The sequence below is a fragment of the Chlamydia psittaci 6BC genome, assembly GCF_000204255.1.
Lineage (GTDB): Bacteria > Chlamydiota > Chlamydiia > Chlamydiales > Chlamydiaceae > Chlamydia > Chlamydia psittaci.
This window is the reverse complement of record NC_017287.1, coordinates 198,089-222,764: the sequence shown is the minus strand read 5'-3', so window position 1 is coordinate 222,764 and position 24,676 is coordinate 198,089. Positions and strand designations below refer to the sequence as shown.

Below are 24,676 nucleotides of genomic sequence, written 5' to 3'. Positions count from 1 at the left end.
CAGTAGGTTTTTGTTCTATGAAGTGGCTATCAGCTACAGCTGTTTTTGCTGCCGTACTCCCCTCGATTACAGTATTTAGTGAACCTCTTTCGAAAGAATTAAACTCCAGCTACAGAGGATCGGGATTAAGTGCTTCGGATTCTTCATCAAAGAATTTCACGCAGCAAACAAAAGATGACAGCGGAACAACATACACCATCACTGGGGACGTCTCTTTCACAAATTTCACGAATATTCCTGAAGCTAAATCGACTCGAGTAGTAGAACCTGCTCCTACTCCTCCTCCTTCTCCTGCTCCTGATACACAGAGTAGTGCCAACTCAAGCAAACAAAAGAGCGAGAGTAAGCTAAGCACTTCAATAGGATATGAGAGTGCTTTTACACAACCTCAAGAACAGTTGTATCATAGCCCAGATGACCAGAATGTTACATCATTTGCTTCGCATGTGTTAGATGGGGATCAGGGAATTTTCGATATAGGGAAATTCACAGATGAAAAACCTAACTCTCTAGGTTTCTCATTATCTTCAGCATCTTCTCCTGCCGTTACTACCTCCACAACAGATGCGTCTACTTCTACTCCTGCTCCTAAAGGCGGGGGTGCGTTTTACAATGACAAAACTGGTCCTATAACATTCATTACACATGCAGGAAACCCAGGATCCTTATCCTGCACCCTGATTAGAATGACAGGACAAGGTGGAGCTATATACTCCAAAGGTCCTATATCTTTTGATGGCTTAGAAAACCTTACATTCCAGGATGATCTATCCCAACAAGCGGGTGGTGCTTTATTTACCGACTCCACACTGACAATTAGGAATATCCTTAACTCTATTGCATTTACAAATAACGCGGCTCGCGTTCCTATTCCTCTGATTCCTGTTCTACCACAACCAGCAGCTGAATCTGGAATTGGCGGTTTAGTTCCTCCTAAATTCAAGGAAACGCATCTCTTCCCTAGATACTTCTCTCAAGAAGCAGCAGTAAAAGAGGAAGGAACTCAAACACCTACATTCCCCACCTACACGACAGAAACTGCAGGGAATGGAGGTGCCATTTTTGCTAAAGGCGCTATTGTCATCTCTACTTACAAAGATATGACTTTCCGAGGAAACTCTGCAGAATTTCCTCTGATTATTGATGTAATTAAAGAAAAAATTGATGCGCAGAAAAAAGCAGCAGCATTACCCTCAGCTTCTGAAAGGGTTCAAGCCTCTGCAGAGGTGGCTAAACAGCAACCACAAGAAGCTCCTCCTGTGATTAAAGGCTCTGGAGGCGCCATTTTTGGCTTGGATACCATTACCATTCGTGATGGCTCTGAAGACACCCTCTTTATATTAAATACTGCTACCGGAGCTGGAGGTGCCATTTATGGAGATAAGGACATCTCCCTAAATAACATTGCGAACTTAAGGTTCCAAAGCAACTCCGCAGATACGCGAGGCGGAGCAATTTATTCAAAAGGGAATCTTACAATACAAGATTCCACCATACTCACACAATTTAATGCGAACAACGGGAAAACAGGTGGTGGAGCTATCTATTCCCTAGGGGACGTAACCCTAACTAACCTTTCTCAAGTCCGTTTTGGTGTTAACAAGGCTGGAAACTACGATCTCAAAATTACTATTCCAGATACAGAAGCATCCGCTGCCCAAGCACTGCCTTCCTCAGTAGCAAAACAATCAGCTCCCGTACCTATCGTACCTCCTTTAGGGAAAGGCGGCGGTGTCTACGTCGAGAAAGCTCTCACAGTTTCTAATATTACTTCTATTTTAGAGTTTATCAATAACCAAGCCACAGATCATGGTGGAGGTGTGTACGTCAAAGGAGCGTTAAATTGTAGCAATTCTCATAGAATACAATTTACCACAAACACCTCAAAGAAATCTGGGGGCGGGCTGTATTGCGAAAGCGATGTGACCTTTACCAACCTCACAGGAAAAACACTCTTTCAAGGCAACACAGCGGAAGAAAATGGTGGGGGTATCTGTCTAGCTGACCAAAAATCTCTAAACTTATCCAACCTAGAGAACTTTTGTTTAGTGGACAATACCACCAAAAAAAGTGGTGGTGGAGCATACATTCCTAAAGCACTTTCCTTTACCTTCTCTAATCCGGATACTGTCTCTTCTACAACACCCGGTATAGTTCCTGTCTTTGGAAGTGCTGTGATCACTGGCAACACAGCCACAGAAAATGGTGGCGGTGTATACACAGCTCAAGCTTCATTAACTAACCTTAAATCAATCGATATCGGTCAAAACTCTGCTAAAAATGGAGCTGGACTGTGCACCACAAACATTCCATCAGTAGTTGCTGCAGGAATAGCAGCACAATCTGCTGAAGATTTAGACTTTAAGGTTGATTATGTCGTTACAGCCAATGTAACAAAAAACACTGCTACAGAAAGTGGTGGGGGCGTTTATGGGGGAAAAGGAAAGATCTCTCGTCTAGACCACCTAAATATTACTGGAAACTCTGCAGGAAAATCCGGTGGTGGGCTGTATTTCACAGAAACACTGACTCTTGAAGGTATAGAAATTTCAAATATTTCAGATAATACTGCCAAAGAATCCGGTGGAGCTATCTATGCCAAAGCACTTACCTGCACTAACTTCCCTGATGGACTAACTGTAAGCAATAACAAAGCGCAAGTTACCTCAACTACTAGATCAGAACAACGAGCATCCAGTGTTCCTACTGCTATCACAGGTGGAGCTTTCTATGCTGAAACGTTGACCATAGAAAAGTTGCACGGAAGTTGTGCCTTCTCTGGGAACAAAGTCATTGATGATAACAAAACAGCAAGTCCTGAAGATCCTGCTGATCCTAATATTCAAGGTGGGGCCATCTATGCTAAGACGAGCTTCACACTTAAAAATAGCTCAGGTAGTTTAACCTTCTCAGGAAACTCGGCAACAACAAAACGATCTACTACAACAGGACAAATAGCCGGTGGAGCGATTTATGCTCCTACTGTGACAATTCAAAATTGTTCACAACCCATAAACTTTGTAGGCAATTCTGCTTTATGCACTCCAGAAGAACAGCCTGCCGCAGAAGTTCTTGCAAAAGCTGGTACGCCGAAGGCAACCTTTGGTGGAGCCATTGCAGGAACAACCAACGTTACATTTACAGGAAACCAAGCACTATTTTTCAAAGAGAACTCTGCAGATAACGGCTCAGCTATTGGTTGTAAAAACGGTTCCAATGGTACAGTTACATTCTCTGATCCCGTGTTCTGCTCCTTTGAAGGGAATATAGCGAAAAACCGTGGTGCTATCTACGCGGATACGTTATCCATTCCTCAAGGATACATGAACTTCTCGAACAATAGTTCTGCTAATGACGGTAGTGCGATTTACTTCACAAAAAAGGCAGACATCACAGCAGCGGCTTCTATTGTGTTCCTGGATAACACGGTAACTCTAGCACAAACTCCAGCACAACAACGCTCTCAGGTTAATAATCTAGGTGCAGCGATTTATGGGGAAGGAAATGGCAGCACTGATGCGGAATTAAATCTTACAGCCCTAGGCGGTAGCATTACATTTAAAAATAACCAATGCGCACCTGCACAACAAAAAGTCGCGCCTTCTTTCTGCAGTATTACAGGAAAAGTTAAACTCACTCTTAACGCTGCAGCAAATCAATCGATTAATTTCTATGATGCTGTAAGAACTCAAACAGTTAAGTCTTCTAGTAATAGCTACGAAACTCTAGATATTAATAAAACATCAAATGGAGGCAATCCTACCAAGTACACAGGAACTGTATTATTCTCTTCAGAATACCACGAGAATAAATCGGTCATTCCCCAAAAGGTTGTCTTACATGACGGAACCTTAATCTTAGGAAAAAATACAGAGTTAAATGTGGCGTCCTTCGATCAAAAACCTGGATCTTCACTTGTGATGGGACCAGGAGCCGTACTTTCTACTCAGCAAAAGAGTGGATCAGGGGCGACTGGAGGCATAGCGATCAACAACCTCACTATTGATTTTAGTGATATTGTCTCAGAAGATGGAACAGCCTCCCCTCCTGCTTTAAAATTAGGTGTAGCTCCTGCAGCAGCAGCAGTAGGACCTAGAGCTCGTATGGAAAAGAACGACTTGCTACCACGAGCAAATGTATCCAATCCAGACGTAACTCAGGAAAAAGTCTATTTAACAGGCACAATTACTCTTATCGACCCTGCAGGGACTTTTTACCAAAACCCTTACTTAGGTGAAGATCGTCAGATTGAGTTACTCAAGCTCCCAGATAGTAGCAAAGTAGAGATCTCTAACCTAACTCTAGAAGGAGATACCAAACCTCTAAAGGGATATATTGGCTCTTGGACTCTAGGATCAGGTGATCAAAACGGAACACTCAAAGCGAATTGGAAGTTTGAGGAGTACCGCCGCTGGATCTACATCCCTAGAGACAACTACTTCTACGTGAACTCTATCCTCGGTTCTCAAAACTCTCTCATTGCTGTAAAGCAAGGTATTGTTAACAACATGCTTAACAATGCACGTTTTGATGATGCTGCTTACAATAACCTTTGGTTATGTGGTATAGGCTCGTTCTTGCAAAAAGAACAAGGAGAAGAATCAAGATCCTTCTCCTATCATAGCCGAGGTTATTCATTGGCTATCGATGCTAAACCACGCCCTGAGTTTATCCTTGGAGCTTCGTTTAGCCAGGTGTTCGGTCACGCTAAATCAGAAAAAGCTGTAGATAATTACAAGCATAAAGGTTCTGACCACTCCTTCCAAGGGACGTTATACACCGGCAAAGCCTTTTATTTGCCTTATAAACGTACGAAATCCCCTCGACCTATACTGTTTCAAGGGGTAATGACATATGGCTATATGAAGCATGATACAACTACCTATTACCCATCAATTCATGAACGCAATCTCGGAAATTGGGAAGATCTTGGTTGGTTGTTTGATATCCGTATGATTCTCGACTTAAAAGAGCCTTCGCAAAACTCTACAACAAGATTTTCTTTCTACTCTGAAGCAGAGTACACAGGAGTACGTCAAAAGCAATTTACAGAGCTTGACTATGATCCTAGAACATTCGACTCCTTCGCTTATAGAAATCTTTCTATACCTTTAGGTTTCGTGTTTGAAGGTGCATTAATGCAATATGATATTCTTATGTATAACAAATTATCCCTTGCTTATGTACCTGTGATTTACAGAAACAAGCCTAAATGTAATTACAGAGTGAACTCTACAGGACAAACTGGGCAAGTGTATGGTGTCATTCCAACCAGAAATACTGGAAGAGCGGAATATAGCTCACAAATATATCTTGGTCCTTACTGGACATTATATGGTACATACACTGTAGAAGCAGGAATGTCTTCATTAGTCCAGATGGCCAACTGCGGTGCACGTATGATATTCTAAATAGCCAGCTCAGAGAAAACGCACTTTTTGTAGAGAACTTGTTTTGTAATTGAGAACTTAGAATTCTCGGTTCTACAATTACAAAACTCAAAAATACAAAGTTCTCTATTTGATGTAGCGTTTATCGATCGTAGTATCGACGCATCCTACTAAAGTCGGAAGCATACAACTCGTCAAGTAGATAAGCCTTAAAGGATCCGGGGCCTTCACAACGCTCACGAGCCAGCATTCCACACAGGGTGAAGTATTCTATACCTAATCTCGTGGCTTCAAAAGAATCGTCTATTACGGATCTAAATGCAGCGAGTACTCCTGTTAAAGAACATCCCATGCCTACAACATAAGACATTAACGAATCTCCAAGTTCTACAGTTGCCTCACGATTCCCATCAGTAATAAAATCTATAGCTCCAGACACGGCAATAGCACAGCCGCACAAACATTCTTTAGCTAGAGCGATGGCCACATCCCTAGCGTCTTGGGTAGAGTGAGTAGAATCTACACCACGTGTTTTCCTGGGGACATCTCCGAAAGACAGGATCTCACTAGCATTTCCTCGAACGATTGTGGCATGGGAAAGTACGTGATGAGATACCTCTGTTCTAATCTTTGTAGCTCCTGCAGCCACAGGATCAAAAATCACGGGTTTATTTTGTCGTACAGCAAGGTTTACAGCTCTGTAAGCTCTTTGAATAAATAAATGATCTAGAGTTCCGATATTAATATACACTGCGGAACTCAGTTCTATTAACTCTTCTAACTCCAAATCGGACACGCTCATAATAGGTGAAGCTCCGATAGCTAGAAAACAGTTCGCTAGGAAATCCATAGAAACGTAATTCGTAATGTTTAAAATTACGGGCCTTTCCTTTCTTAAGCGTTGCAATGCTTCTTGCATGTGTTCTAACATCTCAGTCCTCTGTCAACAATTTCCCTTAGTGTTTTCGTTACTAAGCCTGGATTTTGTGCGCTGTGGAATACTCCGATAGCTGCTATCCCTGCAGCGCCAGCTTCGATGACTTCAGCGGCATTGCTTTCGTCAATACCACCGATAGCAACAATAGGATGCTCACAAAGGGAAACAGCTTGTTCTAAACCAGAGAAACCCCAAAGATTCGTTGCATCGGGTTTATTCTGAGTGGCAAACATTGCACTCAACCCCAAATAATCAATAGGCAAAGTATTCGCATTGAGGAGTTGATCGAGAGTGTTGACATTCCACCCTATGATTTTATCAGAACCTAGAAGCTCTCTAGCCTCGATAACATCACCGTCTGTCTGTCCTAAATGGACGCCTGTAGCATCCAAATCTAAACACACCGACACGCTGTCACTTACAATTAACGGTATCTCCAAAGGATCTAACATAGACTTTAATGCTTCTCCAAAACCCAATAGCTCTCTGTAGGAAAGTTCCTTTTCACGCAATTGAACCGAGGTCACTCCAGAGTGTACGCAAGCACAAACGAAATCGAGATACTCCTCTACCGAAATATTTTGTTTATTGGTGATGAGAATCAATTTGAAAAAGTTTTCTTCCAAAGGTTTCCCCCTACATATGCACACGTTTACGCAAGAGAGAAGAGGTTGAGAACTATCCCTAAAGAAAACCCTTAAGAACAAAAATGAACGCAACTCTCTTGGCAAGTATTAACTCGAGCAGGTTCTAAGAACTTTTTTCATCTAAACAGCAAAGATGCATACGTTTAGAGGTCCTAGAGAATTAAAAAATTAGGATAAGTTAAAGTAAATATCCTTGTTATACAAGAATAAAAAATACAGAGGGATATTTCTCAACTTTTATTTTTACTTAACAAATTGATGTGGTTAGGAGAAAAAACAAGCTTTCAGAAAACTGGCGGAGAGAGTGGGATTCGAACCCACGGTACGCGTTAACGCACACACGCTTTCCAAGCGTGCTCCTTAAGCCACTCGGACATCTCTCCAGAAAGCCAGATTAAGGATATTCTTTAGCAAAACTGGCTTTGAAGATATCGTAATATATCCATTTTTATCAAGATTCGTCTGAATACAAAGGATTTTTAAAAAATCAACCAAGCGACTTCGAATTCACTCTTTATTAAAATTACTGGTCAATAGGATAATGGTCGAATTCATCAATCTACCTAAATCATGTATAGAATATTCATCCTTCTTTTGTTCTTCTTTTCTTGTTCTCATGTCTTTGGAGACTCTAAATCGGAAGAAAAACACATACTCGTTAGTATAGCTCCTTATAAATTTTTAGTTGAACAGATCGCAGGAAACACCTGCAAGGTATGTTCTATAGTTACCAATAACTATGATCCACATACCTATGAGCTATCCCCACGGCACATGGAAAAAATTGTTCGTGCGCAACTATGGTTTCGTATGGGAGAAAATTTTGAGAAGTCTTGTGAAAAAAATATTTCCTGCCCTCAAGTAGATCTGACAAAAAATATTGAGATCATTTCTGAGCATACAGGATGTACTCACCAATTTCACAGCTTCGATACCCATACTTGGCTAAGCCCGAAAAATCTAAAAATACAAGTCATGGCGATCACAGAAGCTCTCTGTCTACATTTCCCGGAGCACACCGCACTATATCGAAGTAACGGAACCAAGCTACTCGAAACCTTAGAAAACTTAGATGTAGAAATTCAAGAAATCACAGCAGCTGCTAAGCAGCGGCATATTTTAGTTGCACACGGAGCTTTTGCTTATTTCTGTAGGGATTACAACTTTTTCCAACACGTCGTTGAGAAAAGTAACTACATGGAGCCCTCACCTAAAGATGTTGTCCGTGCTGCTCAGAGTATTCGCAAGCATGGAATTTCCTCTATGATTTTACTCCGTCATGCTGGGAAGCGCAGTAGTGCTATGCTAGCAGAACGCTTTCATATGGCTACAGTAAGCTTAGATCCGTATGAAGAAAACGTGATAAATAATCTAAAAACTATAGCAACAACTTTTGCTAATTTATGACAGTACAAATACTCGTTAAGGATCTTTCATTTCGCTATAGCCCGAAAAGCTCTTGGATTATCAATAACGTGTCCTTCACAGTTCATGAAGGGGACTTTGTTGGCATTATAGGCCCGAACGGTGGGGGGAAAACAACCCTAGCCCTACTGTTGTTAGGCTTATTGCAACCTACTACAGGAACATTAAACACATTTCCTTCATGTGCAAAAAAATCTGAGCTTACCATTGGATGGGTTCCGCAGCACTTCTCTTATGATTTTTCTTTTCCTATTTCTGTAAAAGAGGTGGTTCTTTCTGGAAGGTTATCTTTTCTACGTTGGCATGGGAAATATTCGAAACACGATCATGCACTTGCTGAACAAGCTCTCGAAACTGTGGATCTTTTACATCACAAAGATACGTGTTTTTCTCATCTATCTGGAGGGCAAATACAGAGGGTACTGTTAGCTAGAGCTCTGTCCTCACAACCTAAACTCCTTATTCTAGACGAACCCACAGCAAATATAGATCCAGAAAACCAACAACGCATTCTACAAATTCTCAAGGAGCTGAATACTCAATGTACTATCCTCATGATCACTCATGATTTGCATCATACAACCAGTAATTTCAATAAAGTATTTTACATGAGCAGAACTTTAACAACGCTAACGAATATGCCAACAATACCCCAAGAGTTCTGTTGTGACTCCTTCGAAAAAAAGGCTGATCTATGATTTCTTTTTTTAATCATATCCTACCTTCTCTACTTTTTCCTTCTTTACTGGCGGCTTTAGGAGCCTCCATTGCTGGCGGTGTTGTAGGAACATACATCGTAGTCAAACGTATTGTTTCCATTAGTGGCAGTATCTCCCACTCTATTTTAGGAGGGATTGGCCTTACCCTATGGATTCAGTACCGATTGCATATTGAGTTTCCCCCTATGTATGGTGCCATTATCGGAGCGATTATCCTCGCACTCTGTATTGGGAAAATCCATCTCAAATATCAAGAAAGAGAAGACGCTCTTATTGCCATGATTTGGTCTGTAGGTATGGCTATTGGTATTATCTTCATTTCGCAACTTCCTGCTTTTAACTCAGAATTAGTCAATTTCCTTTTTGGCAATATTCTTTGGGTAACCACCCAAGATCTCTTTAGACTAGGAATTTTAGACGTTATTGTTCTTACAATTGTAGTACTCTGCCACACCCGTTTTCTTTCTTTATGTTTCGATGAGAAATATATGATGCTTAGCCGGTATTCTGTACAAACGTGGTACTTCCTTCTGCTTATCCTAGCAGCAATTACTATCGTCATGTTGATTTACATTATGGGCGTAATTTTAATGCTAAGCATGCTAGTTCTGCCTATATCGATAGCTTGCAGGTTTTCCTATAAAATGATCCGGATTATGATGATTTCTGTTCTCTTGAACATCTTATGCTCATTTTCCGGGATTATGATTGCCTATGCTTTAGATTTCCCTGCAGGACCAACAATTGCGATCTTGATGGGGATGGTTTACACGGCGAGTTTATTTGTGAAAAGACTATTTAGTAAGTCGACTCCCTCTCCAGTAAGTCCGGATACTAATACAAACTGCTCAGAGGGAAAGAGTTTTTGAAAACTTTCTAGACGTTCTTGCCTTTCATCGGGAAGGAGATCATCAATCTTGTTTAAAGCTATGATCCTATTTTTATCTGCGAGATCGGCTCTATAATGTACAAGCTCATCCATAAGAATACGTAGGTCTTCTTCTGGGGAGGATCGCTCACATCCGCAAATATCAATAACAAACAACAATAATCTGGTACGTTCAATGTGTCTCAAGAAATCGAGCCCTAAGCCACGATTTTGGTGAGCGCCCTCTATGATCCCAGGAATATCTGCTATAATCCAGGGTTTCTGGTAGAGTTTTTCCTGGCAGGGAACCAGCCCCAATACAGGCTGAAGTGTAGTGAATGGATAAGCGCCTACCTTGACTTCGGTTCTTGCAAGAGTGTTGAATAATGTAGATTTTCCTGCATTAGGGAAGCCCACAAGGCCAATGTCGGCGATAAGCTTGAGCTCGAGTTCAACCTGGCGGATTTCTCCAGGCTTACCGGGAGTTGCTTTCGTAGGAGCACGGTTTGTGGACGTTTTGAAAAACGTATTCCCCTTACCTCCTTTACCTCCACGACAAACAACTAAACGCTCTCCACTTTTAGCAAAGTCGTGTAGAATTTCTTTAGTTTCTACATCTCTGAGTAAAGTTCCTTCGGGAACGATTAAGACGAGGTCTTTACCGTTCTTCCCAGAACGGTTATTTGTGGCTCCTGGTCGCCCGTCTTCAGCTTTTAAAAAGCGTATATTTCTATAGGATTCAAAAGAGTACACATGTGTAGCCGATTCTATAATGATAGATCCACCGACACCACCGTTACCGCCATAGGGACCGCCTTTTGGCAGATATTTTTCCTTTCTCCAAGCGACAACACCGTTACCGCCTTTTCCAGCACGCAACTCTATGGTAATCTGATCTAAAAACATTGTGTATTTATCCCCTAAATCGCAGACGCTGTTAAAAATAGAAAAGCCCCATTTTATGCATCAGCAAAAAATAGAGCTTCCTAAACAAACTTAATTTTTGAAGAGTCTGGTAAGACTTATTCTGGAAGAACAGAAATATATGTACGATCTGTCTTTCTAGTGACAACAATACCATCGATTAAAGCGAATAGAGTGTCATCACGACCTCTACCTACATTTTTCGAAGGATGCCACTTAGTGCCTCTTTGTCTTACAAGAATACTTCCTGTGGAAACCCTTTGTCCTGCGCCCACTTTCATACCAAGACGCTTTGACTCTGAATCGCGACCGTTACGGCTTGCTCCCTGACCTTTCTTATGTGCCATTTCAAAATCCTTTAGTTTTCCACTAGTCGATTACATCACTAGATTGCTAATTTTTACCCTAAGATAGTTCTGACGGTGACCGATCTTACGGTGATAATTTTTACGTCTTTTATACTTATAGGCGATGACTTTCTCTCCACGAACTCGAGATAACAATTCGCCTTTTACTACAGCATTCTTTACTGTAGGAGTCCCTAAAGAAACTTTAGACCCATCAAAAGTAAACAACACTTGATCGAAAACAACTTCTTGTCCTTCGGAAACACCGTCTAATAATTCGACGTCAATTATGTCTCCTTCAGAAACCTGATATTGCTTGCTTCCGGTCTGAATTATTGCGTAAGACTTCATTAAATCTTCCCTTATGATTCTTTATTCTGTGATCAGGACTCAATACTGCTAAATACTTTAACAAACCGTGAAATTATAAAAAATACAAAGTCCTGAATTTTAGTTTTTCAAGAAAAACTAGCCACATTGAATTTTAACCGAGTATGGCCGGAGCCGGGGTCGAACCGACGACACAAGGATCTTCAATCCTCTGCTCTACCAACTGAGCTATCCAGCCATTTTCAGTAGGTTATCATAGGGAAATATTCGCTTTAAAGCAATGATATTTCTAAGAACATGAACTCTAATCAAAGAGTTTACGAAAAAGTGAGGTCAGAACGCTAGGGTATTAGTTAGAGTAGCTTTCAGCGATATGAGGAGCGGACAAGGTTCTAGAATTTGGTTTGCTACAACAATGGAGTGCAAATGTATAGAGAAGTTTCAAGATTAGAGTCAGGATACCTAGACCACAAAACTCCATTAATCCTGTGACAGTGTATACAAATACTTTCTTTGCACTATCCTCTCTGAGATTAACTGACCACACACTCACCAGTTTAATCAATCCCACGATAGAACCGACGAATGGAAATGCTGCCAGTAAAGAATTTCTACAAGCTATTGGTTTTGTAAGATCCCAGTCACAAGAAATATCCCAAATGCCTTCATCATCTCTGGGGAACATCATGTGGACATTTCTGGGTAATCCACTGATCCTTTGATCGAATTCTTCACTTGTTTGGTATCCAATCTTCATGGATAAAGCCCATATTAAAAATAAAAACTGTAATATAATTAACGATTTGAACTTAAAAAACAAATTGTTTTTTAATTAAAATTCTAGATTTATTGAAATAATGTTTTCATCCCGAGTTAATTTTGTTTAATAGAATAATTTTATATATGTATAGGTGCGTGAATTCTAGTGATTTTGTATAGTGCTCAAAGAGATTTTCAACTGTATTAAAATCTTGAAGATTAGGTATGCGTAAATTCCTTAGATTCAAGATGGTTGTTTCTCAATAAAAGAACATTAAAAACGGTACAATAAGTATGAACGCAGAAAATGACTCTTCCTTGCCTAAACCGCAGTGGATTTACCGTGTAGGAATCGGGCAAGATAGCCATCGTTTCCTCTCTGAAAGTTCTGCAAAACCCTGTATTTTAGCTGGAGTTATCTTTGAAAATAGTCCCGGTTTCCAAGCAAATTCGGACGGAGACATTATTTTCCATGCTATTTGCAACGCTATTTCTTCTGTCACTCATAGAATCATACTAGGAGAAGTTGCTGACGAGCTTTTCCATACTCGTGGGATTACAGACAGTAGCGTGTATTTATCTGAAGCTATAAAATCTTTGAAATCGAACCAAATGATTTCTCATGTGGCCATTACTATTGAGGGGAATCGCCCAAAATTCCTCCCAAAACTCTCTGCAATGCGACAAAGTATTGCTTCAGCCTTGAACATTCCCTTAGGATCTGTAGGCATTACTGCGACTTCAGGAGAGGGATTAAGTGATTTTGGTTGCGGCGATGGTGTTCAATGTTTTTGTATACTGACAATTATGGAGTACTGCGGTTAATACACATCAGCAACATAACGGTGCTCTTCCTTTAATTGGGAGAGCTTATTCTTTCCTAGGATATCTTCTAGAGTTTTTTTTATTTCGTTTCCTAATACCTTACTTCCACATACAAAGAAGTAGGCGCCCTCTTCATAAGCTTGGAGAACAAGGTCTGCTTGTTGTTTGAGTAGATCTTGCACATAAAGTTTATGATCGCCGTCACGAGAAAAGGCGAGAAATAGCTTTAAAAACTCATTTTCGACGGCTTTTTTCCAGAAATCTTGGTAATAGAAATTTGCTTTTTCGAAACGTTCTCCAAAAAAGAGCATGTTCATACCAGCATCGTTATTGTAGATACGTTGTTGTACGAACGCTTTATAAGGAGCGATTCCTGTTCCTGACCCAATCATGACAATAGGTTTATTTTGTATGTCATCTGTAATAGTAAAGTGTTTGGTTGGTTGTACAAACACATTACAGCTCTTGCCTAACTCTAATTCCTTACACAAAAAGAAAGAACAGACACCGTAGCGTTGCTCATATTCTCCTGAATAATTCACAAGTCTGACCAAGAGTTCGATTTGATTCTCATTAGGATGAGGAGCTGAAGCTATAGAATAAAATCGTGGCAATAAGGGCAAAACACTCTCTACAAACAATTCCACAGGAATATGGGGTTTGTATTTTTGTATTGCATCGTAGAAAGTCATCGTCTCTTCTAGATCAGGGAAAAAAGACTTCAGCTTTGGGGGTAATTTATTTACATTCGTATGACATCTCAAGAAATCATAGAGGGAAATCTGAGAAGATGCTCGAGATTGTATTAGTTGTTTTGGAGAATAACTTAGACACTCAAGGATCTTCTCAACAACATGCACGGGATTCTTTGGAAATACACCAAGAGAATCCCCTACCTTATAGGACAGATTAGAGCCTGTTGTGTTAAAGAGCAATTGATAAACGTGGCCTGCATCAGAAGAAGCAATAGCAGAATCGCAACAAGAAATGAGCTCCCTTGAGAGAAGAGATACTCTCTGAGCTTTAAATTTCTCTAACAAATGCATAGCCGAGTCAGATGAATTTATGCAGCTTTGATTTTAATATCAACTCCTGCTGGAAGAGCTAACATTTTTAAAGCATCTATAGTTTTTCCTGTAGGATCTAGGATATCTATCAAACGCTTATGAGTACGAATTTCAAACTGCTCTCTAGATTTTTTATCTACGTGAGGAGAACGCAGCACGGTGTACACTTCCCTCTTTGTAGGCAACGGAATAGGACCTGCTACACGAGCGCCTGTTCTTTTAGCAGTCTCAACAATAGCTGCAGTTGATCGATCTAGTTGCCCTTGATCAAATCCTTTCAGACGAATACGGATTTTCTGTTTTTGCTGCTTCATATATTCCTTACTTCTTAACAATCTCTTCTTGAATTTTTTGAGGAACCTTAGCAAAGAAGGCAGGTTCCATTGTTGATGTTGCTCTTCCGGAAGTCAAGGATCTTAAAGATGTTGTGTACCCAAACATTTCACTGAGGGGTACTTCGGCATTTACTTGTGCCATACCTCGAGAAGATTCTTGACCTAAGATTTTTCCGCGACGACGATTTAAGTCCCCAATAACGTCTCCTAGATGATCTTCAGGAGTAATTACTGCAATTTTCATAATAGGTTCTAGAATGACTGGAGCAGCTTTTCTACAAGCTTCTTTAACTGCCATTGAACCACATATCTTAAACGCCATCTCACTAGAATCCACTTCGTGATATGACCCGAATACAATGTTCACTTTAACATCAACCAAACCATAGCCGGCAAGAACGCCTGTATTTAACCCTTCTTCCACACCTTTGATAACGGCTGGGATATATTCTTTAGGAATGACGCCGCCAACAATTTTACTGACAACTTCATTTCCTTTTCCTGGTTCATTTGGTTCAATCTCGAGGCAAACGTGAGCGTATTGACCACGACCACCAGACTGTTTTACATACTTTGTTTCACTGCTGCTATTTGTAGTAATCGTTTCTTTATAAGATACTTGCGGTTTGCCAACGTTAGCTTCTACTTTAAATTCGCGGATCATACGATCACGAAGAATATCTAAATGTAGCTCACCCATTCCGGAGATAATTGTCTGTCCAGTTTCTTCATTTGAACTTACACGGAAAGTGGGGTCCTCTTCGGAAAGAGCACTTAATGCTTGAGCTAACTTCTCTCTATCTCCTTTGGACTTTGGCTCAATAGCCATGTCAATCACAGGCTCAGGGATTTCGATACGTTCAAGAACAATTTCTTGATTTTCTTCGCAAAGTGTATCCCCTGTTACTGAATATTTTAACCCTACGCAAGCTCCAATATCACCGACTGTGAATTCGTCTCTATCTGTTCTCTCATTCGCGTGCATTTCCAATAAACGAGAGATACGCTCTTTCTTATCTTTAGTAGAATTCAGGATTGCTGAACCTTTTTTAAGAGTACCAGAGTAAATACGAATAAAGGTAATACGACCGACGTAAGGATCCGTCATGATTTTAAACGCAAGAGCGGCTAGAGGCCCGTCTTTTCTAGGTTCTAGGCAGACTTCTTCGTTATTTTTTAGGTTAATTCCATGAATTGTTCCGCGGTCTTTAGGAGATGGCAACCACTTGACGATAACATTAAGGAGTTGTTGCACCCCTTTGTTTTTAAAAGCGGTTCCGCACAATACAGGGTTAATTTTATTTTCAATAACCCCTTTCCTCATAACGCTATGAATTTCTTCTTCTGTAATCGAATCTGGATCCTCAAGAACCTTCATCATGAAAGCTTCGTTGCTCTCATCTACTGTAGCAAGCTCTTCGAGAAGAGCGTAGCGAAGTTTGGCACACTTTTCTTTAAGTTCTTCAGGAATTTCACGCTCTTCCCACTTAGCACCTAGAGTTTCATCTAGGAAGTAAAGAGCTTTTTGAGAAATAAGATCGACCATCCCGACAAATTGACTCTCTGAGCCGATAGGACAGTGCACAGCAACAGCGTTAGCACCAAGCTTCTCTTTCATGGATTCTACGGCTGCAAAGTAATCAGCACCCATACGATCCATCTTGTTTACAAAAGCGATCCGAGGAACACCGTATTTATTCGCCTGTCTCCATACAGTCTCGGACTGAGGCTCAACTCCTGACACTGCATCAAACACAGCTACAGCACCGTCTAGAACGCGTAGAGATCGTTCTACCTCAATGGTAAAATCGACGTGGCCTGGAGTGTCAATAATATTAATTTTGCAGTCTAACCAAAAAACAGTTGTTGCAGCAGAGGTAATAGTAATACCTCTTTCTTGTTCCTGCTCCATCCAGTCCATGGTGGCGCCGCCTTCATGAACCTCACCTATTTTATGAGTCCTTCCGGCGTAATAAAGAATTCTTTCTGTAGTTGTCGTTTTTCCCGCATCGATATGTGCCATGATACCGATGTTTCTGATCTTGCTTAAATCGAATTCTTGATCACTCATGAACTTGTTACGCCTCTTTCGAACCGAGATTAAATATTATTTTACCACTTATAATGAGCAAACGCTTTATTTGCTTCAGCCATACGATGAGTATCTTCACGCTTCTTGATAGTAGCTCCTTGCTTATTGAAACAGTCAACAAGCTCGGTAGCCAATCCTACCTCCATGGATTTCCCTGGCTTTGCCCTAGCAAATTTAATAATCCATTGCATAGCCAAGCAATCCCTACGACCTGCCGCAACTTCTACAGGAACCTGATATGTAGCCCCTCCAACACGACGAGACCGAACTTCAAGCAAAGGCTTTGCATTTTCTAAGGCTTCTTCAAAAGCTTCTAAAACATTCTCAGCGCCTATTTTCTTAGCAAATCTTTCCAAAGCGTTATAAACAATTTTTCTAGCGACGCTTTTTTTGCCGTGCATCATAACTTTATTAATGAATCTTTCCAGAGTCACACTTCCATAGATAGGATCTGTTGGGATGACTTTTTTCTCAGCGGCATGTCGTCTTGACATATAAATTAACCTCTAACTTCTCATTCCTAAATAAAGAATAGTCCTACTTAGGACGCTTTGCTCCGTATCGAGAACGGCTTTGTTTTCTATTTTTGACAGCAGCGCAATCTAGGGCTCCGCGAACGATGTGATAACGGACACCAGGTAAATCTTTAACCCTGCCACCTTGAACCAACACGATGCTGTGCTCTTGCAAATTATGGCCCTCACCACCAATGTAGGCGATGACTTCTTGACCATTAGACAAACGCACCCAAGCAACTTTACGTAAAGCTGAGTTCGGCTTTTTAGGAGTCTTTGTCTTTACTTGTAGACATACACCACGTCGTTGTGGGCATTTCTGCAAGGCTGGAGATTTCTTTCTAGACGCGCTAGATTGACGCTTTTTACGTATTAATTGATTAATGGTTGGCATGTATCCTTCTCAATTCAACCTAACTACTATAAGGGGGAAAATATAGAGTAAGGATCCCTTTGTTTGCAAGGGCTTATTTTTAGAAGAGAATTAGAGTATAATCATCTGATATTCAAAAAAATTATTCTAATATGGAAAAGTTATTTTTCAGTTTTAGAATTACAAAAACAGCTTCCTGAGCTTGTGGAGAAGAAATTAGGCATTTTCTAGTAAGAGATCCCCTGCATGAAAACAGTAATCCATTACATTATCGTTGATATAACCAAAGAGAAACGCGAAAATGATTTGTTGTAATTCCTGTGTGGAGGAATACAGGGTTTCTTTACCATGTTGGATAAAATAGATTTGCGACTTCTCTTCCGCTATGTTTTGTACAAACACCGTCGGAATCATACGGGAAAGCAGGCGTCTACCTAAAATGGTGTTAGACATCCCTGTTAACGACTGCGTTGACTCTTCTGATAAAAAGAGAACGTCTATATAGGGAAACAAGGACCAAACGCGGTCTCTATATTGATGGACGATATGAGGATTATTAAGATCGAGTAGGATTTTGTGGTTGAGACTGCCCGCTTTTTTCAAAAAACTTTCTATGTAGCAACCATAAATTAATAATTCGCTATCAATCAAAGTATATCCCAGATCCGGGGATAAAGATAGTCCTGCCAGGGATTGGGGCGTTTCGTCAAGAAAGTAGCAGAAAGTATCTTCTTGATTTGGGCAACGAAGAATAAGTCGGAGATGATCCCATGCATTCAGTGCTGGCCCATATTCTGCCTGTTTTGAGTAATTAAGATAAGGCGGCTTATTAAGTAAACTTCTACAACCTAGATTAGCTAGCTGATCTTCCGTAAGGCTTAGAGGTTCTTTCCTTGTTACTGTGATCGGATTGTCGGGAAAGGTTTCTCTGTACATCAAAAAAATCTTTTTTACATCTGAGCTATTTATATTTTGTATCTCACCTACTTTCACGTCACATTTTTCAATAAATTCCTTAGGAGTTTCGAGGATAACATCGACAAATGGGCTGCCGAGCACAGTAAGAGATTTAGGTGCTATCCAGGGGAAAACTTCAGAGCAGGCAACAGGAGCAGCTCGCCCTGTTAAAAAAGAAATTATCAATATGAAAAAACAAAGATAATACATAAAAGCATCTAAGTCACAACAATAGATTGAAAACTTTTATTTAAGTGTTTTCTTATCCTATTTGTTTTATAATATTTTCTTTTTAAGTCCAAGGAAACCTATGACTACGGAAATTCCGGCAAGTTTTTTACATGGGCATTTTCAACAGCGGGTGCATGATTCTTCACGTAATGTTGTGATGATTGCAATGGCTACGGTATTCTTTATTCTTGCTTTGCTTTTATCGGGATTAAGTTTCCTACCGCAAGCGACACTCCCCTTTTCAGGGGCCTATTTTATCATAGGTTCTTTCCTAGTTTTCATTGCAATAGGGATATTATTGATCAATGCGCTTTGTGATATAAAAAATTTTTTATGCGCTCCATCCCCGGCATCTTAAGAAAGAATATTTTTCTTACCAACCTGTTTATTCTGAATAAGTTTTTCTTCGGAGCAAAAATCTTCGCTCAAGCCTGAGCATTTTATGTCGATGTTACAAGTATCCACGATCAACAAAGATATTTGTAATGATAAAAATACTACGTCTTTGCGCTCTTGTTTTAACATGCCTTCCTAGTTTCTCTTTTGCATCTGAATTACTTCATGAAGAAGACATACGAAAAACTGTTGATAAGCTGATTGAGTATCATGTTGATATTCAAGATATATCTTCGGATATTTTAGTACGTTCCTTACTAGGTTACTCTCAATCTTTTGATCCCCATAAAGCTTATCTTACAGAACAAGAGGTAAATAATTTTATCTATTCTGCAGATATTAAAAAACGCCTGTTAAAAAACTATAAAACGAACAATTTCTCTATTTATCAGAATTTGAATCGTGTAATTAAAGAAAGCATTGTTCGAGCACGTCAATGGCGAGCTGAATGGTTATCCAATCCTGAAGCTTTGGTGAAGGAAGCTTCTTCCCATCCTCTTATAAAGAAACCTAACCACTGGGCACGCTCTATCGAAGAGGCAAAGGAGAGGCAGCGTTCATTACTCCTCTCTTATATTTCTGTGTATTTATCGGATAGTTCCAAAGATAGGTACCTAGGGAAGGAAGCTTCTTTAACCCAACTCTGTGTACGTCAACTTGAAGCATATGAGAATCCTTATTTAGGGATTAATGATTATGGGGAACCTATGTTACCTGAAGAGGAATCCCATCACTTCCATGTTCGTGTAGTGAAAGCTATGGCCCATAGTTTAGATGCGCACACCACGTATTTTAGTAAGGAAGAAGCTCTAGCCATGCGTATTCAATTAGAAAAGGGTATGTGTGGGATTGGCGTTATCTTAAAAGAAGATATTGATGGGGTGATTGTAAAAGAGATTATTCCTGGGGGACCTGCGGAAAAAACAGGAGAATTGCATGTTGATGATGTGATTTATCGTGTTGATGGTAGAAGCATAGATAACCTTCCCTTTAGAGCTGTGTTAGATTGTCTTAGAGGCTCTCAGGGTTCTGAAGTGATCTTAGACGTCCGTAGTAAAGACCAAAATCGTACAGTGAAGTTAAAACGCGAAAAAATCAGTTTAGATGATCGTCGTGTTGATGTTTCTTATGAAGCTTATGGTGATGGGATCATTGGGAAGATTACGCTGCATTCTTTCTACGAAGGGGAAAATCAGATTTCAAGTGAACAAGATCTAAAACGTGCAATTCAAAGCTTACAGGAAAAGAACCTTCTAGGTTTAGTTTTAGATATCCGAGAAAACACAGGAGGTTTTCTCTCACAAGCCATTAAAGTCTCTGGTTTATTTATGACTAATGGTGTGGTTGTTGTATCACGTTATGCAGATGGGAGTATCAAGCGTTACCGTACGGTTTCTCCGAAAAAATTCTATGACGGTCCCTTAACCATTCTTGTTTCGAAAAGTTCTGCATCTGCAGCTGAAATTGTTGCGCAAACATTACAAGATTATGGTTTAGCTATCATTGTTGGTGATGAGCAAACTTATGGGAAAGGCACAATTCAACATCAAACGATTACAGCAGATGCGGGTACGGAGGGCTTTTTTAAAGTTACTGTGGGGAAATACTATTCGCCTTCTGGGAAATCGACACAACTTCGTGGTGTACGCTCCGACATCCATGTAGCTTCTCGCTATTTCGCAGAGCCTTTAGGAGAACGTTATTTAGAACACCCTCTACCTTCGGATAGTTGTGACAATGTCATGAATGATAATTTAGGGGATCTAGATTCCCACATGCGTCCTTGGTTTCAAAAATACTACATACCGAATCTACAGAAAGAAGAGACTGTTTGGAGAGAGATGCTACCTCAGCTTACTGAGAACAGTCGACAGAGATTGAGTGAAAATAAGAACTATAAAATCTTCTTAGAAGAAGTAAAAGATCCTTCAGAAGCTCTTCGTCCTTTTGGAAGCAACGACTTACAAATGGAAGAATCTGTGAACATTTTAAAAGACATGATCCTTTTAAGAGATCGTAAAGCGGCTGTTTCTTTAGGAGGTTAAACACCTCCTAAATGTCTAAGATATTAAAAATGCCTATGTCTTTATTTTCCTATGATGCTGAAGCACTTGTCGACTCAGAACTATTCATAGTAAAAATCGTATTTGATTGGTTAATCTGACCATCATCTAAAATATCTTCAGTTGTTGCCAATAGACGTTTGCATAAACGCCATTTTTCTGGGGTACAAGGCTTTTCCATACACACTGAAGTTGCGAGCAACTTAACCAAACCAATAACCGCAGGGATCAAGAATAAGAAAGCATTTTTTCCTAATTGCCCCTGTAATACAAATGTTAAAGCCAAACCAGCGATAAGTAAGATAATTCCTAGTACTACCATAGTAATTTGGAATGCTCTTGATTGTACGATTTTTGATGTTTTGATTGGGTTGATGATATGTACTCTACACCAGCCTAGTACAGAATTAATCAAAGAAACCTGCACTCCTTCATCCTGCATTACCTGCTCTAATCCAGGTTGGATTAGACTTGTAACATCGCTACCTATACTATTTGCGTTCTCACCAGACATACGAAAACTCCTTCTCTAAATACTTTAAGACAAAAGAGTTTAACCGACTCAACTATTAATTAAAATTTTTAATTTAATTTTGTGACATTTCCTAGGAGGGATCCGCAGAAAATCGTGACGATGAAAGAGAAACAAAAAAGCCGTCCTAGGAAATTCTAGGACGGCCTTTTCGTTTACAAATCTTTCAAAGTAAGAAATTTAAAAGATTAATAAACATGTGTGTTTTCTGTATCAGCAACAGGTACCGTTAGAGTGTCTGAAGAAAGAATAGCCTCTCCTCGAGCATCTCCTGGAGCAATTCCTTTTAATGTTACAGAAAACTCTACAGATTCCTTAGAACCTAATTTAGGTAGAGCATCGAATACTACTGTATTCCCTGTAATGGTTCCTTTTGTTGGACCTGAAGAAGAAACGGGTTGTAGTTCCTTAGAAAACTTAAGGATTAACGAGACGTTCGTATCTTCTGCAGAACCACGGTTGGTTACACAAATACGGTATACAGTATTTTCTCCTACGCAAATAGGATCATTGGTATCGATTACGCACATATGCGTAGCTGCAAGACCTTTCCAATGTGTTGTAACTTCTGCGCAAGAAGTACAGGTTCCACAATCGGAGTTAGTTTTGACAACAACTTGATTTGTGAATTTACCTGGGCTTTGTGCTTTAGCCACAACTTTAAATTGAAGAGTCTCTCCTGGGCACATTTCTTTGATGCACCATACAGCTTTGTTACAGCAGATTTCAGCTCCAGCAGCTTCTAAAATTGTTGCTCCTGAAGGTGCGGTATCTTCTATAACTACATCGTAAAGTTTAAGATCTCCTGGGTTAGATACAACGATAGTGTATTCTACAGGCTTACATACATAAGACCAGTCAGCTCCAGAGATATTTACTTGTACGCATGGTTCGTTAACTACAGTAGTTACGTTAGCAGAACATTTATGTCCTCCGCAGTAAGATACAGTAGCCACGTTAGTAACTTTTCCTCTTTTTTGTGGGCAAAACTCCACACAGAAGCATTTAGAATCCCCAGGACGCATATCTCCTAAGTTAAAGGAAAGAACGCGTTGTCCTGAAGCATGAGTATAGCCATCGGGAACTGGGTTATCGACGACAACATTACGGGCTATAGCAGAACCTGTGTTGCAAACTTCGATTTTGTAACAAACTGGGCAACGTAAGCAAGCGCATTCAGGACCTTCTTGCTTAATACAAATAGCTGGTTGTCCGCATTTGGTATAAGAGCGAAGTTCTGGGCAAGCACATACAGTAGCCGCGGTGAAGCAACAACCTTCTTTAAGAGGTTTTACCCAAACGGTAATTTTGCATTTTTCACCTTGACCTAAGCGATCAATTGTCCAGATTAATTTGCTATCCGAGGTTGGTGTTGTCGCAGGATCACTGCTGACAAACTCAACTTCGCAAGGAAGCTGTTGAGTAATCACAACATTAACGCAATCTTTTTTACCTACAGCGAGAATTTCAATAGGATAAGGAGATCCTACTGTTGCATATTCAGGTACAGATTGGCTGATTTCAACGTTACAGTCATCGTTAACACGGACACAATACATTTTGCCGTAGCAAGATTCTTGTGTAGCGTCTACTGGTTGGCACTGGCCACCTTCACAAGGATAAAATTCTTTATCACAGAAAGCTCCAGTATGTTTTTGTTCTTGTCTTTGATTTTTGTTACGACCAAATCTAACTTTCTTGGCTGTTGCTTGAAAAACATTGTCATCTGAGTTTTCAGTACTGGCAATGAATCTTGTAGCAAGAGACTCTGCAGCAGCGGCCTCTATCTTCCCGCTGGCAAATGAACTCGCCATACTAGTTAGCGCGAGGACCGTAACTACTCGTCTGATGAGTTTGGACATAGGGATCTCCTATCGCGTGTGTTATTTTTTCTTCTGCCATCGGGTAGAAAGTTGTGAACTCTTACCCTCAACATTTAAGTTTATTTTTCATAAAGGCAGTTAGCAGGGAAATAATTTACCTCCTAACTGCCTAACCAATTTAAGTAAACAGATAAGAACTGTTACCTATTGTTTGCATCTACCGTCTAGAGATGTACAACCTTTAGCTTGAGGTCCTTGAACTCCTGGATTGCACTCAGAGCCGCATGGCTTGGAGCAAGAAGGTGTATAGACACCACAAGGGCTGCAGCCTTTGTCTTTCTTGTTACCACAAGGATTGCATGGCTTAGGTGCGCAAGGATCTTCAAAGCAGCAATCTACAATACGGCAACAACTAGTCAAGCCAACAACACCACAAAATACTGTAGCTAGTAAAACAGCTTTCTTCATAAGTTTATAACTCCTTTCTAATTAGAAAACTTAATGTGCTTGATTCCTTATTAAAAACCCTTTCAATTTTTAATAATTAATAAAGCACTTTCCCATAAGCAATATTACAATAGAAAATAAAAATTTTATCAATTCTTTTTTCTATTTTATATTTTTCTTAAACTAATTGTTTTCCCGGTAGAAAAAACAAAACTAGGGTTAAACTAACGCGATTGATTAAAGAAAGTTGAATAACTACAACTGTGTTATAAAGGAAGCCTGAAGAACTTGATTATAAACCACTTGATCAAGCCAGTTTGATGAAGAAGAACTTTTTTTCTCCTCTTAAATCATTAATATTCATAGATGTATGATTTTATTATAAAAAGGACGCTGATAATTAATAGCTAATAAAAAGAAAGTTATTCTAACATTTAAACAAATAGGGAGTTGAGAAATGAGAAGATTTTCTTTTATATATAGTATTTTCTTTTTATCTCTCTTTGTATCTAGCTGTTCCTATGCTCCCCCTCCTCGTAGCTATATTCTTGCACAAAGACGGCTCCCTTTAACTAAGCAAGCGAATTCCCTAGACTTTTCTCTAGCCAAGGCAATTTTTCACGCATCTTACCCACAAAACATATAGTTCTGTTGTGTAAAATCTAAGCAGTGAG

The 24,676-nt window shown here is 39.9% G+C and carries 23 protein-coding genes and 2 tRNA genes; 8 read left to right on the top strand and 17 right to left on the bottom strand.

Annotation, left to right across the window (positions count from 1 at the left end):
- Positions 1-17: 17 nt before the first annotated feature.
- A complete protein-coding gene (locus G5O_RS06215) occupies positions 18-5,411 on the top strand; it encodes a polymorphic outer membrane protein middle domain-containing protein (protein WP_006342883.1) in 5,394 nt (1,797 codons plus the stop codon).
- A 121-nt stretch (positions 5,412-5,532) separates the two neighbouring features.
- Here the strand turns inward: G5O_RS06215 and thiM are convergent, their stop codons facing one another.
- The 3 genes from thiM to G5O_RS06200 form a co-directional block, all read right to left on the bottom strand.
- Positions 5,533-6,321 carry a hydroxyethylthiazole kinase gene (thiM, locus tag G5O_RS06210; RefSeq protein WP_013747329.1) on the bottom strand — a complete coding sequence of 263 codons (789 nt, stop codon included), beginning with the start codon at positions 6,319-6,321 and terminating at the stop codon, positions 5,533-5,535.
- Positions 6,315-6,953, bottom strand: a complete 639-nt coding sequence (thiE, locus tag G5O_RS06205) for a thiamine phosphate synthase (protein WP_006342881.1) — start codon at positions 6,951-6,953, stop codon at positions 6,315-6,317. The genes thiM and thiE overlap by 7 nt, the downstream gene beginning before the upstream one ends.
- 314 nt (positions 6,954-7,267) lie before the next feature.
- Positions 7,268-7,357: transfer RNA gene (locus tag G5O_RS06200), tRNA-Ser, on the bottom strand.
- A 187-nt stretch (positions 7,358-7,544) separates the two neighbouring features.
- Between G5O_RS06200 and G5O_RS06195 the strand changes: the two genes are divergently transcribed.
- The 3 genes from G5O_RS06195 to G5O_RS10305 are packed head-to-tail and all read left to right on the top strand — an operon-like array spanning position 7,545 to position 9,987.
- The gene (locus tag G5O_RS06195) at positions 7,545-8,381 is read left to right on the top strand and encodes a metal ABC transporter solute-binding protein, Zn/Mn family (RefSeq protein WP_006342880.1); all 837 of its coding nucleotides are present in this window, start codon (positions 7,545-7,547) and stop codon (positions 8,379-8,381) included.
- On the top strand, positions 8,378-9,097 hold the full coding sequence (locus G5O_RS06190; RefSeq protein ID WP_006342879.1) for a metal ABC transporter ATP-binding protein: 720 nt from the start codon (positions 8,378-8,380) through the stop codon (positions 9,095-9,097). The genes G5O_RS06195 and G5O_RS06190 overlap by 4 nt, the downstream gene beginning before the upstream one ends.
- The gene (locus tag G5O_RS10305; protein ID WP_006342878.1) at positions 9,094-9,987 is read left to right on the top strand and encodes a metal ABC transporter permease; all 894 of its coding nucleotides are present in this window, start codon (positions 9,094-9,096) and stop codon (positions 9,985-9,987) included. Before G5O_RS06190 ends, G5O_RS10305 begins: the two co-directional genes overlap by 4 nt.
- On the opposite strand, the gene obgE is transcribed toward G5O_RS10305, so the two are convergent.
- The 5 genes from obgE to G5O_RS06165 form a co-directional block, all read right to left on the bottom strand.
- Positions 9,885-10,892 carry a GTPase ObgE gene (gene obgE, locus G5O_RS06185; protein ID WP_006342877.1) on the bottom strand — a complete coding sequence of 336 codons (1,008 nt, stop codon included), beginning with the start codon at positions 10,890-10,892 and terminating at the stop codon, positions 9,885-9,887. The two genes, G5O_RS10305 and obgE, sit on opposite strands and share 103 nt — an antisense overlap.
- A 116-nt stretch (positions 10,893-11,008) precedes the next feature.
- Complete coding sequence (gene rpmA, locus G5O_RS06180) at positions 11,009-11,257, bottom strand: 50S ribosomal protein L27 (RefSeq protein WP_006342876.1); 249 nt, start codon at positions 11,255-11,257, stop codon at positions 11,009-11,011.
- A gap of 30 nt (positions 11,258-11,287) precedes the next feature.
- Positions 11,288-11,608, bottom strand: coding sequence for a 50S ribosomal protein L21 (rplU, locus tag G5O_RS06175; RefSeq protein ID WP_006342875.1), 321 nt, complete (start codon positions 11,606-11,608; stop codon positions 11,288-11,290).
- A 144-nt stretch (positions 11,609-11,752) separates the two neighbouring features.
- A tRNA-Phe gene (locus G5O_RS06170) sits at positions 11,753-11,825 on the bottom strand.
- A gap of 111 nt (positions 11,826-11,936) precedes the next feature.
- Positions 11,937-12,344 carry a hypothetical protein gene (locus G5O_RS06165; RefSeq protein ID WP_013747328.1) on the bottom strand — a complete coding sequence of 136 codons (408 nt, stop codon included), beginning with the start codon at positions 12,342-12,344 and terminating at the stop codon, positions 11,937-11,939.
- 296 nt (positions 12,345-12,640) lie between these two features.
- Between G5O_RS06165 and ispF the strand changes: the two genes are divergently transcribed.
- A complete protein-coding gene (gene ispF, locus G5O_RS06160; protein ID WP_013462606.1) occupies positions 12,641-13,171 on the top strand; it encodes a 2-C-methyl-D-erythritol 2,4-cyclodiphosphate synthase in 531 nt (176 codons plus the stop codon).
- Here ispF and G5O_RS06155 read toward each other — a convergent pair.
- From G5O_RS06155 to G5O_RS06130, 6 genes are all read right to left on the bottom strand, one after another.
- Positions 13,168-14,217 carry a ferredoxin reductase domain-containing protein gene (locus G5O_RS06155; RefSeq protein WP_006342872.1) on the bottom strand — a complete coding sequence of 350 codons (1,050 nt, stop codon included), beginning with the start codon at positions 14,215-14,217 and terminating at the stop codon, positions 13,168-13,170. The two genes, ispF and G5O_RS06155, sit on opposite strands and share 4 nt — an antisense overlap.
- Positions 14,218-14,234: 17 nt before the next feature.
- A complete protein-coding gene (rpsJ, locus tag G5O_RS06150) occupies positions 14,235-14,552 on the bottom strand; it encodes a 30S ribosomal protein S10 (protein ID WP_013747327.1) in 318 nt (105 codons plus the stop codon).
- Between the two features lie 7 nt (positions 14,553-14,559).
- Positions 14,560-16,644, bottom strand: coding sequence for an elongation factor G (gene fusA, locus G5O_RS06145; protein ID WP_006342870.1), 2,085 nt, complete (start codon positions 16,642-16,644; stop codon positions 14,560-14,562).
- 41 nt (positions 16,645-16,685) lie between these two features.
- Positions 16,686-17,159, bottom strand: coding sequence for a 30S ribosomal protein S7 (gene rpsG, locus G5O_RS06140; protein WP_006342869.1), 474 nt, complete (start codon positions 17,157-17,159; stop codon positions 16,686-16,688).
- A gap of 43 nt (positions 17,160-17,202) precedes the next feature.
- Positions 17,203-17,574, bottom strand: a complete 372-nt coding sequence (rpsL, locus tag G5O_RS06135; RefSeq protein WP_006342868.1) for a 30S ribosomal protein S12 — start codon at positions 17,572-17,574, stop codon at positions 17,203-17,205.
- 195 nt (positions 17,575-17,769) lie between these two features.
- A complete protein-coding gene (locus G5O_RS06130) occupies positions 17,770-18,720 on the bottom strand; it encodes a carbohydrate kinase family protein (RefSeq protein WP_006342866.1) in 951 nt (316 codons plus the stop codon).
- Positions 18,721-18,820: 100 nt separating this feature from the next.
- Between G5O_RS06130 and G5O_RS06125 the strand changes: the two genes are divergently transcribed.
- Positions 18,821-19,099, top strand: a complete 279-nt coding sequence (locus G5O_RS06125; protein ID WP_006342865.1) for a hypothetical protein — start codon at positions 18,821-18,823, stop codon at positions 19,097-19,099.
- 127 nt (positions 19,100-19,226) lie between these two features.
- The gene (gene tsp / locus G5O_RS06120) at positions 19,227-21,182 is read left to right on the top strand and encodes a tail-specific protease Tsp (protein WP_006342863.1); all 1,956 of its coding nucleotides are present in this window, start codon (positions 19,227-19,229) and stop codon (positions 21,180-21,182) included.
- A gap of 49 nt (positions 21,183-21,231) precedes the next feature.
- On the opposite strand, the gene G5O_RS06115 is transcribed toward tsp, so the two are convergent.
- From G5O_RS06115 to G5O_RS06105, 3 genes are all read right to left on the bottom strand, one after another.
- Positions 21,232-21,714, bottom strand: a complete 483-nt coding sequence (locus G5O_RS06115; protein ID WP_013462605.1) for a cysteine-rich outer membrane protein — start codon at positions 21,712-21,714, stop codon at positions 21,232-21,234.
- A gap of 206 nt (positions 21,715-21,920) precedes the next feature.
- Positions 21,921-23,594: an outer membrane complex protein OmcB gene (gene omcB, locus G5O_RS06110; RefSeq protein WP_013462604.1), complete on the bottom strand. Its 1,674-nt coding sequence runs from the start codon at positions 23,592-23,594 to the stop codon at positions 21,921-21,923.
- Positions 23,595-23,759: 165 nt separating this feature from the next.
- The gene (locus tag G5O_RS06105; RefSeq protein ID WP_006342860.1) at positions 23,760-24,023 is read right to left on the bottom strand and encodes a small cysteine-rich outer membrane protein; all 264 of its coding nucleotides are present in this window, start codon (positions 24,021-24,023) and stop codon (positions 23,760-23,762) included.
- A 436-nt stretch (positions 24,024-24,459) separates the two neighbouring features.
- Here G5O_RS06105 and G5O_RS10520 point away from each other — a divergent pair, with 436 nt between their 5' ends.
- On the top strand, positions 24,460-24,648 hold the full coding sequence (locus tag G5O_RS10520) for a hypothetical protein (RefSeq protein ID WP_016961620.1): 189 nt from the start codon (positions 24,460-24,462) through the stop codon (positions 24,646-24,648).
- The last annotated feature ends 28 nt before the right edge of the window (positions 24,649-24,676 follow it).

Bases quoted from the DNA above. Each gene is read 5' to 3' on its own strand.
- fusA (WP_006342870.1), bottom strand. From the start codon at position 16,644: ATGAGTGATCAAGAATTCGATTTAAGCAAGATCAGAAACATCGGTATC.
- G5O_RS06130 (WP_006342866.1), bottom strand. From the start codon at position 18,720: ATGTATTATCTTTGTTTTTTCATATTGATAATTTCTTTTTTAACAGGG.
- G5O_RS06165 (WP_013747328.1), bottom strand. From the start codon at position 12,344: ATGAAGATTGGATACCAAACAAGTGAAGAATTCGATCAAAGGATCAGT.
- G5O_RS06105 (WP_006342860.1), bottom strand. From the start codon at position 24,023: ATGAAGAAAGCTGTTTTACTAGCTACAGTATTTTGTGGTGTTGTTGGC.
- thiM (WP_013747329.1), bottom strand. From the start codon at position 6,321: ATGTTAGAACACATGCAAGAAGCATTGCAACGCTTAAGAAAGGAAAGG.
- G5O_RS06115 (WP_013462605.1), bottom strand. From the start codon at position 21,714: ATGTCTGGTGAGAACGCAAATAGTATAGGTAGCGATGTTACAAGTCTA.
- rpsJ (WP_013747327.1), bottom strand. From the start codon at position 14,552: ATGAAGCAGCAAAAACAGAAAATCCGTATTCGTCTGAAAGGATTTGAT.
- G5O_RS06155 (WP_006342872.1), bottom strand. From the start codon at position 14,217: ATGCATTTGTTAGAGAAATTTAAAGCTCAGAGAGTATCTCTTCTCTCA.
- tsp (WP_006342863.1), top strand. From the start codon at position 19,227: ATGATAAAAATACTACGTCTTTGCGCTCTTGTTTTAACATGCCTTCCT.
- rpsL (WP_006342868.1), bottom strand. From the start codon at position 17,574: ATGCCAACCATTAATCAATTAATACGTAAAAAGCGTCAATCTAGCGCG.
- G5O_RS10305 (WP_006342878.1), top strand. From the start codon at position 9,094: ATGATTTCTTTTTTTAATCATATCCTACCTTCTCTACTTTTTCCTTCT.
- rpmA (WP_006342876.1), bottom strand. From the start codon at position 11,257: ATGGCACATAAGAAAGGTCAGGGAGCAAGCCGTAACGGTCGCGATTCA.
- omcB (WP_013462604.1), bottom strand. From the start codon at position 23,594: ATGTCCAAACTCATCAGACGAGTAGTTACGGTCCTCGCGCTAACTAGT.
- G5O_RS06215 (WP_006342883.1), top strand. From the start codon at position 18: ATGAAGTGGCTATCAGCTACAGCTGTTTTTGCTGCCGTACTCCCCTCG.
- G5O_RS06195 (WP_006342880.1), top strand. From the start codon at position 7,545: ATGTATAGAATATTCATCCTTCTTTTGTTCTTCTTTTCTTGTTCTCAT.
- rpsG (WP_006342869.1), bottom strand. From the start codon at position 17,159: ATGTCAAGACGACATGCCGCTGAGAAAAAAGTCATCCCAACAGATCCT.
- G5O_RS06190 (WP_006342879.1), top strand. From the start codon at position 8,378: ATGACAGTACAAATACTCGTTAAGGATCTTTCATTTCGCTATAGCCCG.
- G5O_RS06125 (WP_006342865.1), top strand. From the start codon at position 18,821: ATGACTACGGAAATTCCGGCAAGTTTTTTACATGGGCATTTTCAACAG.
- rplU (WP_006342875.1), bottom strand. From the start codon at position 11,608: ATGAAGTCTTACGCAATAATTCAGACCGGAAGCAAGCAATATCAGGTT.
- ispF (WP_013462606.1), top strand. From the start codon at position 12,641: ATGAACGCAGAAAATGACTCTTCCTTGCCTAAACCGCAGTGGATTTAC.
- obgE (WP_006342877.1), bottom strand. From the start codon at position 10,892: ATGTTTTTAGATCAGATTACCATAGAGTTGCGTGCTGGAAAAGGCGGT.
- G5O_RS10520 (WP_016961620.1), top strand. From the start codon at position 24,460: ATGAGAAGATTTTCTTTTATATATAGTATTTTCTTTTTATCTCTCTTT.